The sequence below is a fragment of the Pseudomonas sp. Leaf58 genome, assembly GCF_003627215.1.
Classification (GTDB): Bacteria; Pseudomonadota; Gammaproteobacteria; order Pseudomonadales; family Pseudomonadaceae; genus Aquipseudomonas.
The window spans coordinates 622,559-636,565 of sequence record NZ_CP032678.1; the positions used below are offsets into that span (position 1 = coordinate 622,559).

The following is a 14,007-nucleotide window of genomic DNA, read 5'->3' on the forward strand; positions in this document are numbered from 1 at the left end:
CATCATGGCATTGCAGCGATTGCTCGATGATAGCCGTCAATGGGTTACGTACATGCCCTACGCAGGTCACTCTTGCTTATCATGCCGTCTCAGACCTACCTGTTCCATCGGGAGGGTTTGGCAATGGCATCCACGACATGCACAGCCTGGATCGATGCGTCTTCGATGTACACAGAATCGCCGCCGCATACCCCGTCAAGCCGGCATTGTCCGTCTCTGCGGTAGATGAACTCCCTGAGCATGCAAAGACCGCCATCAAGCTGAACCAACACCTCGTCGCCTGCCTGGCAAGGTTTCCCAGGCTCAATGACCAGGACTTCTCCGTTTCTGAAGCGTGGGGACAGGTGATTGCCTGACAAGACCAGGCCATACGCTGCAGGATCAGCGCTATAGATGGATAAATGCCCAAAGGGCCCCTGCTCCAGATCAAAGCTCCTGGCATCGCTCAGAAGGGCCTTGCAGCTCACAGGCACGCTACCTGTGAGTACTGGGAGGCGATAAGCTTCCACTTCGGTATCCACAATGCCTGGTAGCTTTGCAATGAGCTCCATGGTGCTGGCCAGGCGCGGACTCACCTCCGAAGGACTGAAGCGAAGCACCAGCGCCAGCTTCAGCAAAGAGTCCAGGTTGAGCGCCATACGCCCGACCAGCAACTGACTAAACACGCTCTGTGCTGAAGCCCAGCCACAAGCCCTCCCCACCCCAGCCTGGGTGATTCGCTTACCCCGTAGCTTTGCTTGTAGTTGGCGTTCCTCAAAAATAGCCCGCAGCTTCTTCGACTCTTCGATCTGATGTTCAGGGATAATTTTCATCGCGCAAATATATTAGCTGAACTGGTGAAATGCAAAGAATCTCGGGCCAATAACAACCAACATTAGCGCTACTTGTAGATATCTGGTCGCAGAACTCCCATGCAGCTACAGGTGGACGAGGGCCCGGACTCCCAATGTTCTGTTGACATCGTCCGCCCATCGCCCTACATTTGCCCCTGAGCTTGCCCTCGCTCCGCCGACCACTGCGGGAAAATAAAGGCCGATGTACAACCTGCTGCAACGCCAGCATTCAAAGCACAGAAGCCAATCCGGGCTGATGTGGCATGTCTAGTGGTCGAGATAACGTCATTTGCCTGGATCGGGAATCGTGCCATGAAGCCGAGCAACCTTCCTCCAAAACCCAAAGAGTATTCACTGCTGCTCTTGGGGAAACCCTATGCTGTACGCAAGAAAGTCTTTGATCGCAAAGAATTTCTGCTGCCTGGTGCCGGCAAGAACCCTACACGGGCTGAAGCCAAAAACGCTGCTGTGCACACCCCTGTCACTGAGATGGATGTGCTGATCTTTGGATCGGAGAAGGTCTTCAATGACATCAGCCTCGCGTTCGATGCGCCAAAGCTGACCATCGCCATGCCAGGAGCCCCAGACACCCTTAGCCTCAAGGATCTGCAGGCCAGAGCAATCGAAGAATTTGCGCTGGAGGCGAAGGCGAACAAGGCGTATGACCTGTTCACCGTAAAACACCTCAAGCAGCATTACTCCGATGTGGTCGACAAGACCAAGAAGGCCTTGCTTGTCCGTTTTCGCGATGCCTTTTCCCAAAACGAGTTCGAGCCGCCGCTGAGCCCCGCCAAGCAAGGCATGGGGCACAAAGCGGATGTCTTCAGCCATAATCTCGTCTGGGCGCCAGAGTCCTCCATTGCTACCTACAAGGCATTGGCAAGGCAAGGCCATGTCTATTCCCAGTACCTCGCAGGGCTGCTACTCGCGATGCCGGTCGGCGGTCACAGCCCGTCATGCATCAGCTACCTGCTGATGGCGCACAAGAACAAGCATCCCAAAGCCTTGGGGGTGCTGGCTGAATACCTGTTGTTCCGGGATGACTACCTGGGCGCTGTCCAATGCGCGCTGCTCTCGATCGAAGGTGGAAACCGTGATGCCTACCGGGTCATCAAGCACACCTTTGGGATCAACAGCCAATTGGTCGTGAATCTGCCCAGTGGCATGACCTTCGGCACCGTCGTTTTGTTGCACGACTTGCATGAGACCGGGTTTGACAGCTTGCTCCAAGAGCATTGCCCAGACCTTGCCCCGTCGAAGGCAGTCTCCGAGACGCTGCTCCGCCAATTCTTGCGCTAATGGCCGCCTGCGGCCTTCTGCTCCCATCCACATCAGCATCCAAGGTGCAGGCCCCTGTCCTGCCACGGGTTGCCCATGCGAGTAAATGACATGACCGAGTCCACCAATCAGCAGCAGATCATCGACACCTTTGAGCGCCTGGTAAGCACGCCCCGCTCGATGCTCTCCGAGATCAAAGCCAAGCAGGCTTCCCCCCAAGTTCCAGAGCCGCGCAACCGTATCAAACGAAAAGGACTGGAAAGCCAGGCTGGTAAGAGAAAACCCGTGCGCAGCGCCCCACCGGAAAAACCCCAAGCGCCTACCCGCGACGAACATTCCATTCACAAAATGATCGTCGACCACCCTTTCCTCCTCCATACGCCCGAGCTCTTTGGTGGCGGCCTGTACCTCGATTCGGTGCTCAACAAGCACCGACTCCCCTGCAATCTGATTCCTGACTTTGCCTATATCACCGCGCAAGACAGGGTCATCAAGATTACGCTGGTCGAGATCGAGCGCTCCGTGAAGGGCGTTTTTCACTCCCACATAAGCATGAGGTCAACGTTTCGAAGCGAAACGGTGGAGGCCATCAACCAGGTACGGGAATGGCGGGCGGCCATGGAAAATGACGACATGCGTCGGGCCCTGCTGCGAAATCTGAGGCCCTTGTTCCAGAACTACCCGGTCGGCATTTTCGAACCTGACGGACATGTCTCCAACCTGGCCAGAATCAGCCTGGGCTATGTCCTGGTGGTCGGTTCAGAAACGGTGGAAACACCCATCCAGCAGCAGATGATCGATGACCTGTACCTGCATGAGGACATCATCTTCATGACCTACCCCATGATGATCCAGCGGCTCAGAACCGGGATACGCGCCAAAAACATGCTCAAGGTCGGGCCCAGGGGAATCTCGGTCGAAACCCTGGGGGCACCCACCCAACTGTTGAGCAAGGGCCCGGATGTCGGACTGCCTCGGGAGTTTGACACCGATGCCTACGGCATCAAGATGGCAGGTCTTGGATGGGCGCTCAGTGGGAACGCTCGACGGGCAAGCGCCGTCCATCCTGCCTCGATCAAGCAGATTTTCTACCGGGCCAATGGCCTGTGCGAGCAGCCAGGCTGCACTACAAAAATCATCCATGAGGGGGAGGTGCGGGGCCGTCTCAGGCACCTGTACAACGGCATTGATGACCTGAGTGACGTGGAGACCCTCTCGGACACCGATCATGTGCTGCTCATGTGTCACGAGCATGCCGATGCGCTCAACAAAGGCCAGGTCTTCATGTTGGGAAGACCACACCCATTAAATGATGCCCTCAAGCTACGCCGGCCTTACAGACCCCTGCTGGATGACGATGCTTACGCCTTCATCGGCGAATGGAACGATTCGAAGTCCCACCCCATTCTGGAAACGCTTGGAATCGACGCAGCGCTTGAACCGGAGCTCGCCCGACTTGTTCATTTGTGGTCAATGGCCGTAGCCTCCTTGCCCTGGGTTTGCCAGATCAAGCTGAGCCAGATTGTCAGGGATCATTTCGATCCCAAGAACAGCTGGAACGTTGACCGGTCACGCCGATATGCCCATACCAACCGCGTGTGTCATTACCTCTGGCGTGCAAGCGTCATACGGGTGAATGACTTGGCACGACCTGGAAAGGAAATCGAGCCCACCGTGTTCAGCAAGACCCTCATCGATCGCGTGAACAAGCGCTTTGGTAGCCGCTCCATGGCTGCCATCAGCGCGTTGTGCGAGGCCAATGGCCGCAGGCTTGAGGAGGAGCTCAAAAGGGCCATCAGGGAGGCCCAGGAGGTCTGATCACGTGGGTTGGTCAGGACTCAAGGACGAGTCCTGGGGTCGGGTAGAGCGGAAATCGGCGGCATTTACTTATCAACCATGCGACAAGCCCCTAGGCAATTACGAGGTAAGGCGGGCAAACGTCGTAGACGCCGAAATCAAGCTTTCTGGAAGAGCCTAAAGATCCTGCCGGTATTCAACGGGACGCCGTGAGTCTACCCGCTCCTTTTCTGCTATTTGACGCTTGAGAATTTTGATCCTTTTATACTCACGCGTGTTTTTCATGCTGGCATCTTTGAGAATCAGGGCTTCACGGTTGAACTGGCGATCCATCTCCTGATTTCGCTGGTAGTGGTGTAGAAGAATATTGATTACCCGCTGATTGGCGTTCGTGCGAGGTGCCAGGCTTTCCAGTGACTGCAAGCCCATGGCCGAGCCTTGGGGCCAGAAATTCTGAATGAAATCGTCAACGCTTCGACATTTATAGGCCACATCATAACTGAAATACCCCAAGGCTTTTACAGCCATGTCGAGTGACACTCTTCTGGGTATTTTCGCCCCTGCCTCTGCTGAAATCTTACTGATGAGCCAAGCGAAGCGTTTTGCCTGCCCCACGTACAGCCCAGTTGTCGCGCTGAGCATGAGTAAGATGTCTCCTATCCTGTCATTGCGCAGAACGTAGTCATGGTCGTCAGGCCAGCCTTGCAAATTGTTTGCAGCCAAAAAACCTGCAGCATGCTCACCCAGACTCTGAATTGCAAAGCGTGCGGTGATCTGTGGCTCATCTGGCTGTGGAGGGAGAACGGTGATTTCCATGACTGGTTTCGCTTCAGGACGTTGGGGTGAATTAAGCCCTTGAAGACTCAACCGCACCGATATTTGAGCGCACTGGCGTGCGAGAAATGCGGTCATTCTAGATGCATATCTCCGACTATGACCAGCACGACGAAACATTGTGGCAAGCCGTCAGCGAGCCAGGGAAACGAAGGCCGCGTATTCTAGGATGATCTAGGTCTTTGACCCTGCGCTCTGTGTACGATCATAATAGTTTAAAGATAGCCAAAGCAGGTGCAAGGAGCTGCTCGCAAGCCCCTCAATCAAGGGGGCGAGCAAGCCGACCACCTGCAATAACAGAAGCAGGCTTTTTACCATGACCACCAGGGCCGAAGCTCAAGCTCGACTGCAGCAGATCAAGGACACACACGAAGAGGTGTATGTCCAAAACCGCGCACTGAAAGCCATCGTTGCCATCTCCACCATCCTGGATGACTATGGCAGCTTGGGCGGCTTCTTCACTGCCTTGAACCTTCGCTCCAACAAGCAGAAAAAGGAGGCCTATCGGTACGTTGCCCTGTCGTTTGAGCAGGCGACTTCTGTGGATCATGGGGAACACAACCGATTCATGGGCGAGCTGCGTGGCCTGAAGCGCAACGCACTCGAAAACATCAAATCGCAACCGCGCCATGAATTTTACGCATATTTGACAGATCGCTATAAAACAGACAATCCCAGGACAGTGTCGGGCACACCTGCTGCGCTGTGGGATGAAACGGGCGCGCTGATCCGCGATCCTTCGATCTTTGCCGAGTTCCAGAAGGAAAATATTCGCCATCAAGCTGAGCGATTTTTCGATCGGAACCCTCCCGCCTGGATGAATGCGTGTTCCAGTTTGGAGACGATGGATGAGGGCGATCGCAAGGAAATCGGACGACTTTTGCTCCAGATTCACGCGTATATGCATGTCCCCGCCATGGATGAGCGCCGCCTCGCGCTTCGCCCATTCATTGATGTGAAAACCGAACTGTCCGAGACCATGGAGACCATGGATCTGCGCAACACCATGGCCAGGGCTACCCAGGACGACCTCAAATCACGGATCGTCAACTTCATCGAGATCGCAAAACATGAAGGTGAGGTCGATCTTGCAAAAGACCTGATCAAAGAGAACCTCCTCATCACGTTCAAGCGCAATCCTGGCGCTGCACAGCATCGTTCATCCACTGAGGTTTACATGAGCCTTTTGGATGCCTACGAAGGCATTGGAGGTGACCTGCAGCCGCTGAAGCATGAGATTTTTCACAGCAACCATAACCCCGAGCTGTCACCGCTCGAAATCATGATTGATCAGCTCAACCCTTCCCAAGAAGGTCAGCTGGCCGAAGCTACAGCGTCGAATGTGATCGCTGGCGCCTTTTTCGAAAAGATCGGTAAGGCCGATTTACTGGAAGCCGACCTCAACCCGGAGCGATTACTGAAGGCCTATGCCTACACCAAGTCGAACATGCTGCGCGACAGGATCATGGACACTGAAGTCGTCGACGAACTATTGGCTATGGATCTTGGCCTTTGAGGCTTCGCCTTGCGCCAGGGGTACACCCCTGGCCGAAACCGCATCACGGCGAATGATCCAGCTTGCGGCGTCACTCGCAATCCAATCAACCCCCTTCTCCTTCACCCTTCTTGGGGCGAAGAAAGCCAGCCCGCCTCAAGCTCTTGCGAACGTTATCCAGGCCCTCCCAGATCTGCGCCGCGATCTCTGGCGTAAGACGCTCGTAGTAGGCAGGATCCTGAAGGGCCGTGTTCGCTTGATCAAGTGAGTGGGGCAGGGTCATCAATGAGCCCCGCAGCGCGCCGGCTTTGACCACTGCATTTTTCTCTGCCAGATAGCGCTCTACCTGCTCAATTTCCTGCGGCTCAAGCAGCTCACGCACGGCGTCTGGCAGCGTCTGCGAATACTTGTTGAAGCTGGTCACGAAGGTGTCCTGGCTGCGCTTCTTTTCTGATGAGTAGCTCACCCGCAGGAGCTGGATTCTGGAGCCTTGGGGTCTGATTCGCATGAGCGGATTTCCTTATAGTACGCCTACAGGATAGCCGATATTACGCCTGCGTATACAGCTAGAGGTGGCATACAGACTCAGCTACGGTACGCATACAGGCAATTGTACAAGTCGCATACGTGCCATGTTTTTAACCGCATGCGGGCAATTATTAGATACGCCTGCGGGTGGCATTGTTTCCCGCATGCGTCTTAATCAATGATACGCATGCGGGGAAATTTATGGTCGCCTACATGCATAACGTTAGTATGCATGCGCACCCCCAATTAATACGCCACCCGCAAAATAGCTCGGCTACGCCTGATCATCCGGTGCTACGCAGGGGCGCCTATTGGAGCCAGCCCACATAGTCAGTGTCGAATGTGCCAACGCGGTCGTGGTATATGAAGCGCTCCTCCAGGGGGAGCAAGCGAGCTCTTACAGCAGCCTCAACGTCCACGGCCCCTTCAGGATTGGTCGAAGCACCGAGGGCTTGCAAGGTGACGAACCAGAGTGCAGTCACGGATTGCTCAAGGGTTTCACGGCTGTTGAAGCGTTCGATATGATCCAGGGCTTCAATGGCTTTGCACATATGGCCCTTCAGCACCACGAACTCGCAGATCAAGCCATGGGTAGTCTCTGGCGAAAAACCAGCGCCGACCGGGTGAGTCCAGTCCAGCCCAGTCGAAGTTTCTCAGGCTCGCATTCGGTGGTGATGGTTTCCAGGCTCATGTTCAAGGTGTTCGCGCAGGACATTAGAATGATCAGCGAGTCGACCAGTTTTTTCTTCACCGTCTCGTGATCGCCAGTCAAACCCGCTTCCATCATTGAACTTGCGTATTTCGAAAGGTGCAGGGTGAAATGACCCATCTTGTGATGAGTGCTCAGAACAAAAATGTCCCGGTGATAGATCTGATCGTGCTGCAGCTGTTTGTATTGCAGGCGATGGATCTCTGCAGGGGGCGCGGGTTGGGCAGGCGCTTGCACATCCCGCTCGGCGGCTACGGATCGGATTGAGGGCTGGCGCTTTTTGAGCAATAGCGAGAAAAGGCAGCAGGCGTAGGTGCCGGCGATAAACACCGTGATTTCCATGATGGCCAAGAAAACAATCGGCCCGGCACTGAGCCCCAGGGACTGCTGAAAACCTTCTGCCATCATAAAAATGGCGAACTGTATGACCGCTCCAAATATGGTCAACAAAGTCGCCAGGAGCAGCACCAAAACCTTGCCGCTGCCGCCCTTATCAATCAGGTAAGCGAAGCAATTTCTTTCATCCAAGGCGGTCGTTTTCATGATGGTGACACACTCCAATTTTCATAAGGCACAAGTGCCACCCGCCATTGCCGGGCGACGAAGCATGTCGTCAATAATGCAGCAAATCGAAGGCCCGATCAATTATCGGCCTGCGGTGGTTTTCTCCATTATTATGCTGGCCGCCCTGGAATTTTTCACGCGCACGTTGTAGGCTGAATTCTTAGTTAACAATATATTGATTTGGGAATGATCATCGTGAACATGAAGACACTCAAGCTGGCAGCGCTGGCCTCCTTGGCCCTTGCCCTGGCCCCATCTGCACAGGCGAAAGGCTTTTTCGACCTGACACCCGTGTTTGAACCGAGCGGCTACCAGCGCGGTGATCTCAAGGATTCACAAGCTGCAGATTTATATTCCGCAGAACAAAAGCAAAATTCCTTCGACGACTGCGTCGACAAGTTCCCGGATGAAACACCATTTTCCGCAGGCATTGTGCCCCAGCACATGCAGACCATGGCATTGTGCTCTGACAATTTCGCGGTGCTGTACTCCAAGACCAGCAAAACGCCACTGGTGGTAGTCGAGCGCTTGAATGCGCAACTACTGCAGGATGCAAAGGGCGAAGAACGCACCAATGCGTTTTACGCCGACCCACGCATCCCCGCCCAATTCCGGGCGGAATTGTCCGATTATCGCGGCTCGAAACTGGACAGGGGGCACCTCTCGCCTGCCGCCGATGCGCCTGATGCGAAAGCCATGGCGCAGAGTTTTTCCCTCTCGAACATGGTGCCACAAGACCCCAACCACAACCGCAAGATTTGGAGCAAGGTTGAGCGGGACGTGCGCAAGTTCGCCCAACGGGTCGATGGCGACGTTTACGTGTTCACCGGGCCACTGTTTGACCAGGGTCACAAGACCATCGGGGCCAACAAGGTCTGGGTACCCACACGCCTGTTCAAGCTGGTTTACGACAAGAGCAGTCAGCGCGCCTGGGCTTATGTGATGGTCAATGGCAATACGGCCATTCAACGACCTGTAGATTACCAGACGTTCGTGGAGCAGACAGGCCTCCACCTCCTGGGCGACCTCCCAGTGTCGGGCAGCGTTGGCCGCTCCTGAACGCGCTGCCCAGGATGAAGTGGCTTTCAGGCTCTACGACCTGGCAGCCACTCAGCTTGCCGGAGCGCGGTCTTTCTGCTGAGACTGCCAACCACCAGCTCCTAACATCGTACAAGCCCACCTCTGCTGATGAGGCAGTGTTTCATCCCCGCTTGGCCAGCCCGCACAGATCCAGAGCAACACCCATCAGGGTTTCACCTCAGCCCCTAGCCATTCGGGCGACCGGCCACCAAGCTACCCCTGCTGCAACGCCTTCTGTGGGGGCGACTTGAAGGCTGCTGGCTTTGGTCTCAAATTTGTACTATTTTACCCACCCGTCCTGCCCGGTGAGTGATTGACCATGGTTGCTGTTGTCAAAGCCAAGACGCCATCCAAGCGCGCCACAAGCGACCTCGCTGATTTCGCCACGCGGGTACGCCAGGCGCGCAAATTGCTTGGTTTGTCCCAGCAAGGGCTCTCAGACGCGTCAAAAATTCCGGCATCCACCCTGAAGAACTACGAGCTGGGGCACTCCAGCCCAAGTGCCGAAAACCTGCAGAAGATGTTCAGGGTTGGGATCAATCCCATGTGGGTGTTGCTCGGACACAAGCCTGTCCTGGTCGAAACCTTCACATCCCCCACGACTCGTCATTCCAGGGCCCTTGCAGCCGCCGCCCGCCGAGACGCAGCGGCCTTGTCCACTGGCCGCCCCCAGCCCAGGGCGCCCAGCAAACCACCGATTGCGTCAAAGCGGGCCATCACCACCATCAAACGTGAAAACGCCCCCTCACCAACCTCTTCTACCCCCGAGGTCGACAATGACTAAAACCGCCAAGGCCAAAAATCCTGCCGACAAGCGTGGCCTGGAGTTGCTCAAGCGCCTGTTCGGCCCCAAGGTCGTGCCTGCGCTGCGCGTTGTCTCAGCATCAACGCCAGACGAAATCAAGCGCGCCGCAGACCGCGCCCGCATCAGAGCGCTTCGCAAGAAGTTGGAGATTCAAAAACGTGTGGCTTGGGCTTGCCGGCGCGCCGAGCGCAAGCGGTTGGCTGAAGCGATCACCACAACACAGGCTTCTTCCCAGGGTTTGATTGATGGCCTGGAAGTCAAAATCAGTGAGCTCTCGGCGGCAAATGCCAAGCTGGAGGCGCTTGTGCAACAGCCTAAACCTGATGCGGATGAGGTCAGAAGCCTTGAGCGGAGATTGGCCGCGATGCGCGAAGATCTTCTGGGCTGTGCCCACGATTTGCTGAAGGCAGATCCCCAGGCCTTTCGCCGCAGGTTTTCGACCCATTTCGACACTGCGTCGACCAAGCTGTCTGGAAGCGACATGAAGGTCAGCAGCCCCAAGCCGCTGCCAGGTGGCATGTCGACCACCCGCAGGTAAAGGGGGGTAAACTGGCGCTAGGTGTTACGTCACCCGTAGACTGAAAGAAAACGGTCAAATTCATGTTGGTCGAATCAAAACCCGATGCGCTCAAGCATAAGAAAGTCGCTTCAAATCTGGTCAAGCTGGCACTCGGGAGCCAGGGTCTGACAGACGGGCCCGTGCACCTGCACATCCACAAAGGTGAAGTCCCGAACGACTTCTATCGAAGGCTCTTCAAAGAGGCCGACCAGCGACTCAAGCAACTCGATGCGTGGTCACTCACATCTGAACTGATTAAGCTTGGGGTCAATCCGGTGGACATGGTCATTCACTCGATCCACCCCTCATTCCCCTGGAGAGGGGGCGGGACGAAATTTGTCCCCTCGGTATTCTTCATTGGCAATCTGGAACCAACCCGTTTTTACCCCAATTTTTCAACCAAGGTTGAGGATCTGGATCAGTTGCTGCGCCAGACTTTGGATATGGAGAGCCACCCAACGCCTTCCGAAGCGGATCATCTTGGTCTGCCCCTGAAGCACCCCAAAGCCAGACTGTTTGGGTTCGTCATGTCAGGCGCCTCCCCTGTGCCGTATATGTGCTTCTCCCCCCTGATGAGGGAGTGCCTTGAACACTGGTCGGCTGAATTGCAAACCGCGCCACGTGAATACCAGGCAGGTGTAGTCGCCTACTTCCATGAGTTTGGACTTCAGCTGGGGAATTACGCGCCGGAACACCCATCAATCAATCAGGATTATCGCACACGAGTCAGTGAGTTCTTGCTGGCCATGGCAAAGGGGATTTGTGCGAGTGGGTACAGTGCTACTCCAGAGACACTCGATGCCAACACCTCGGTGCACAAGGAACCCGTGCTGAGCGAGATCCTGTCGAAACCGCAGTATCAAGAGCTTTGCAAGCTGTTTGTCGATGCAAGGATCTGGCCTTGTGAGGCACGCTTCTTGGGTGAACTCTATGACACCCCAGATGAATTTGCCGAGACACTGATGCTGTCTGGTGCGTCACAGGAGCGAGCTGAACAGGTGCTTCGTGGCTGCCTGATGACCGATATCATTTTTAGAAAACACGACGATCTACTGGCCGAGTTCTCACACAAGGTTGCCGCCTTGCGCCAAGCCTTCCTTGACGTTGGCTATCACGACATTATTGGCAGTCAGGCCATGGATGCCTTTGCAACGGACATTGATCTGGGTGAGCATTTTAATGCCCTTGGCTACATGCGCCGTGAGGACATGGCCTTGGGTAGAGCCTTTTGCAGCCGGGACGCCTCCTCGCGAAAAATGCAGGTGTTTCCGACAGATGAATACCTGGCGCGCAAGGTGGCGCTGGCAATTGCGTTGAATCAACGAGAACTTTTGAGTCGGGAGATGGAGGACTTCTTTGCTCGCAAAAACGGGGTCAACACTGAATTGGTTCGCACGGATAAATGCCAGCTCATGATCCTGACCAGTGGGCTGCTTGATCTGCAAAGCCTTCTGCGTACGCGGGCCCGCTTGGAAAAGGCCATCAATGTAGGTATCCCACCTGAGCTAATCCTCGATCAGCCGGGATTTGAAAAGACATCCTACGCAGCCGAGCGCTTCCTGGAGCGGGATCTTGGTCTTTAGCCGGACACCATTGAAGCTTGTGGAGACGCACTCAGCAATAGTCGGGTTTCCGAAAGCTCCCGCTCTAGAGCTGCATGGAGCGTCCTCACAGCTGCATGAGAAATCATGCTCAGGCTTGTGAGCATCTGAAGCCTCGGTTATTATCAGTGACTAGGTTACTGCGCGACCTTCCGCTCACACTGGTAAAGCAAATGGCGGCGCTATTAGGCACATTTTTCTAGAAGCCCATGAATTATTTGCCTGGATTTATGTTAGTGAGCAGCAGACGTCTTTCGAGATCCAGGCAAAGGAGCATTCATGAGTTTCAATCGCGAAACAGTGTCTGATATTTACAGGCTATTCAAAGAAAAAACCTGTCATCTTGTAAAAGACGGCTGTTATCTTAAGAAGTCCCTTGATCTAAATAATACCTCTCCGCTAGCAAGCGAAACGGCAGTCGCCTCCTTTGTTGCAAACTGTTTGTCTGGGGCGAAAGTTAAAGCGGACTTGTTATCTAAGGCCATGAATGTACCTCGCCATGTGGCATTAGATCTTGTATCTAATATGTGTTTTTTCGGCAGCTGGCAAGATCTTAAAGCCTCAGCCAACTCATTGGAGAAGCTTCCGCCTAGCCAATTAATGACATCCGGAAACACCTTCAAGATTTCACTTGCAGGGTGGCGAGTAAATGGCGAATACATGAATGACGAATTTTTCATGTTATTTTGCGTATTTGCTGAAATCTGGATTAAGGCAACAAACAGTGACCATGAGTTTAGCGCAGGAGAAACTGTAGCTGGCTTGTTTGGTAACGCTGAGACTGGAAGCGATGCGATTCCAGTGAAACAATTCATTGAAATTCTCAGCATGAAGAATTCAAATCCTTGTGAAAGCATGCTGATGCACCTGCTCGCCAAAAAACCCCTTGATGTTGGTAACGAAGCCAACGGATGGGGAGACATTTCAACTATCACCGTCAGAGAATTTCTGTCGAAAAAAGTGGCCGTGGGCTCCGGTCGCGCATCGACCATGATGGATCAAATGAATGGACACATCCGTGGCAGCTGTCATGACTTTGTGACAGAAACTATGCCCATGATAGGCATGCAAATTTATGACCCCGTGGAATTTGTACGGAAGCTTTCGCTTACACAGAACTCCGAGAATGCGAAGAAATCCGGCCTTAAATTACTGGAGGGTTTGCTTGATACGCCACTATTGGATGTGGTGAAGCCGCCCTTGGCTGCCAATGGTTTTCGTCTCAACCTGAGAATGGACTTTTTTTCCTATGTCTCTTCTCATTTCGACAAAATCATTGTTGACAACCACCCCATATCGAATGGCTATAGCATCAGCCTGTACCGGACAAAGCTGGATTACGATGATGAGGTGAAAATCCACCGTGTTGTTGCAACAGTAACTGACAGCACGGGAGCTTTGGCGGGTTTTGCTGATGCCACGTTTATTAAAAACCCTTATGGTACCTTGAGTTATTTGGGAAGTGTATTGGACGACGCCCAGCTTTCGGATTGTAATGAGCTGGCATTAGCAGCTACTTTTGACTATGAATTCGGAATCTACCATCGGTTTGAAAAGATGCTGTTCATCACTTCCTGGGAGGTATCCTCACACCACCGAAGAAAAGGCATCGGGCGTGCTCTCATTGACGCCATTCTGACCGATGGGATAAAGGGTCTTGGCAAACCACAAACCGTGCTTTCAGCAGTCAGGCCCACTGGCTACGTTGTTCCCCCGCTTGCGGAAGAAGGTGGGGACAACTTTTCCAACTATGCCAGTGATCTTCGCGTGGTACAAGAAGCTTGGGGTGAATGCGTCATCAAAAACAAAGCTCTGAAAGGATTGAAAATCACCTACGTGAATGCGGAATACAATCCTATTTTCCACGGCCTTGGAAACCTGGAAATTTTGGCTCTCATGACCTACCAAATGATTGATTACTAGT

Annotated in this window: 13 protein-coding genes; 8 read left to right on the forward strand and 5 right to left on the reverse strand. The window is 54.1% G+C overall.

Features of this window, described 5'->3' with window-relative positions:
- Positions 1-95 precede the first annotated feature (95 nt).
- Positions 96-812 carry a S24 family peptidase gene (locus DV532_RS28595; RefSeq protein WP_056798360.1) on the reverse strand — a complete coding sequence of 239 codons (717 nt, stop codon included), beginning with the start codon at positions 810-812 and terminating at the stop codon, positions 96-98.
- A gap of 333 nt (positions 813-1,145) precedes the next feature.
- On the opposite strand from DV532_RS28595, the gene DV532_RS28600 reads away from it, so the two are divergent.
- The gene (locus DV532_RS28600; RefSeq protein ID WP_056798357.1) at positions 1,146-2,132 is read left to right on the forward strand and encodes a hypothetical protein; all 987 of its coding nucleotides are present in this window, start codon (positions 1,146-1,148) and stop codon (positions 2,130-2,132) included.
- A gap of 90 nt (positions 2,133-2,222) precedes the next feature.
- Complete coding sequence (locus DV532_RS28605; protein ID WP_162241123.1) at positions 2,223-3,929, forward strand: Shedu anti-phage system protein SduA domain-containing protein; 1,707 nt, start codon at positions 2,223-2,225, stop codon at positions 3,927-3,929.
- Positions 3,930-4,085: 156 nt separating this feature from the next.
- Here DV532_RS28605 and DV532_RS28610 read toward each other — a convergent pair whose 3' ends face one another.
- Positions 4,086-4,724: a hypothetical protein gene (locus DV532_RS28610; protein ID WP_056798352.1), complete on the reverse strand. Its 639-nt coding sequence runs from the start codon at positions 4,722-4,724 to the stop codon at positions 4,086-4,088.
- 334 nt (positions 4,725-5,058) lie between these two features.
- Between DV532_RS28610 and DV532_RS28615 the strand changes: the two genes are divergently transcribed.
- Positions 5,059-6,258, forward strand: a complete 1,200-nt coding sequence (locus DV532_RS28615) for a hypothetical protein (protein ID WP_056798349.1) — start codon at positions 5,059-5,061, stop codon at positions 6,256-6,258.
- An 85-nt stretch (positions 6,259-6,343) separates the two neighbouring features.
- Here the strand turns inward: DV532_RS28615 and DV532_RS28620 are convergent, their stop codons facing one another.
- From DV532_RS28620 to DV532_RS28630, 3 genes are all read right to left on the reverse strand, one after another.
- Positions 6,344-6,661 (reverse strand): hypothetical protein, encoded by a 318-nt coding sequence (locus tag DV532_RS28620; protein WP_156675902.1) that lies wholly within the window; start codon positions 6,659-6,661, stop codon positions 6,344-6,346.
- A gap of 412 nt (positions 6,662-7,073) precedes the next feature.
- Entirely contained in the window at positions 7,074-7,316 is a 243-nt protein-coding gene (locus DV532_RS28625) for a hypothetical protein (protein ID WP_162949020.1), read from the reverse strand.
- 29 nt (positions 7,317-7,345) lie between these two features.
- On the reverse strand, positions 7,346-8,017 hold the full coding sequence (locus DV532_RS28630) for a hypothetical protein (protein ID WP_120715501.1): 672 nt from the start codon (positions 8,015-8,017) through the stop codon (positions 7,346-7,348).
- Positions 8,018-8,239: 222 nt separating this feature from the next.
- Between DV532_RS28630 and DV532_RS28635 the strand changes: the two genes are divergently transcribed.
- The 5 genes from DV532_RS28635 (at position 8,240) to DV532_RS28655 (ending at position 14,006) form a co-directional block, all read left to right on the forward strand.
- Positions 8,240-9,097, forward strand: coding sequence for a DNA/RNA non-specific endonuclease (locus DV532_RS28635; RefSeq protein WP_056800080.1), 858 nt, complete (start codon positions 8,240-8,242; stop codon positions 9,095-9,097).
- Positions 9,098-9,437: 340 nt separating this feature from the next.
- Positions 9,438-9,902: a helix-turn-helix domain-containing protein gene (locus tag DV532_RS28640; RefSeq protein ID WP_056798340.1), complete on the forward strand. Its 465-nt coding sequence runs from the start codon at positions 9,438-9,440 to the stop codon at positions 9,900-9,902.
- Positions 9,895-10,461 carry a hypothetical protein gene (locus DV532_RS28645; RefSeq protein WP_056798337.1) on the forward strand — a complete coding sequence of 189 codons (567 nt, stop codon included), beginning with the start codon at positions 9,895-9,897 and terminating at the stop codon, positions 10,459-10,461. The genes DV532_RS28640 and DV532_RS28645 overlap by 8 nt, the downstream gene beginning before the upstream one ends.
- A 62-nt stretch (positions 10,462-10,523) precedes the next feature.
- Positions 10,524-12,065 (forward strand): hypothetical protein, encoded by a 1,542-nt coding sequence (locus DV532_RS28650; protein WP_056798334.1) that lies wholly within the window; start codon positions 10,524-10,526, stop codon positions 12,063-12,065.
- Between the two features lie 297 nt (positions 12,066-12,362).
- Entirely contained in the window at positions 12,363-14,006 is a 1,644-nt protein-coding gene (locus DV532_RS28655) for a GNAT family N-acetyltransferase (protein WP_156675901.1), read from the forward strand.
- The last annotated feature ends 1 nt before the right edge of the window (position 14,007 follow it).

Bases quoted from the DNA above. Each gene is read 5' to 3' on its own strand.
- DV532_RS28610 (WP_056798352.1), bottom strand. From the start codon at position 4,724: ATGGAAATCACCGTTCTCCCTCCACAGCCAGATGAGCCACAGATCACC.
- DV532_RS28630 (WP_120715501.1), bottom strand. From the start codon at position 8,017: ATGAAAACGACCGCCTTGGATGAAAGAAATTGCTTCGCTTACCTGATT.
- DV532_RS28635 (WP_056800080.1), top strand. From the start codon at position 8,240: ATGAAGACACTCAAGCTGGCAGCGCTGGCCTCCTTGGCCCTTGCCCTG.
- DV532_RS28595 (WP_056798360.1), bottom strand. From the start codon at position 812: ATGAAAATTATCCCTGAACATCAGATCGAAGAGTCGAAGAAGCTGCGG.
- DV532_RS28600 (WP_056798357.1), top strand. From the start codon at position 1,146: ATGAAGCCGAGCAACCTTCCTCCAAAACCCAAAGAGTATTCACTGCTG.
- DV532_RS28650 (WP_056798334.1), top strand. From the start codon at position 10,524: ATGTTGGTCGAATCAAAACCCGATGCGCTCAAGCATAAGAAAGTCGCT.
- DV532_RS28645 (WP_056798337.1), top strand. From the start codon at position 9,895: ATGACTAAAACCGCCAAGGCCAAAAATCCTGCCGACAAGCGTGGCCTG.
- DV532_RS28615 (WP_056798349.1), top strand. From the start codon at position 5,059: ATGACCACCAGGGCCGAAGCTCAAGCTCGACTGCAGCAGATCAAGGAC.
- DV532_RS28655 (WP_156675901.1), top strand. From the start codon at position 12,363: ATGAGTTTCAATCGCGAAACAGTGTCTGATATTTACAGGCTATTCAAA.
- DV532_RS28625 (WP_162949020.1), bottom strand. From the start codon at position 7,316: ATGTGCAAAGCCATTGAAGCCCTGGATCATATCGAACGCTTCAACAGC.
- DV532_RS28640 (WP_056798340.1), top strand. From the start codon at position 9,438: ATGGTTGCTGTTGTCAAAGCCAAGACGCCATCCAAGCGCGCCACAAGC.
- DV532_RS28605 (WP_162241123.1), top strand. From the start codon at position 2,223: ATGACCGAGTCCACCAATCAGCAGCAGATCATCGACACCTTTGAGCGC.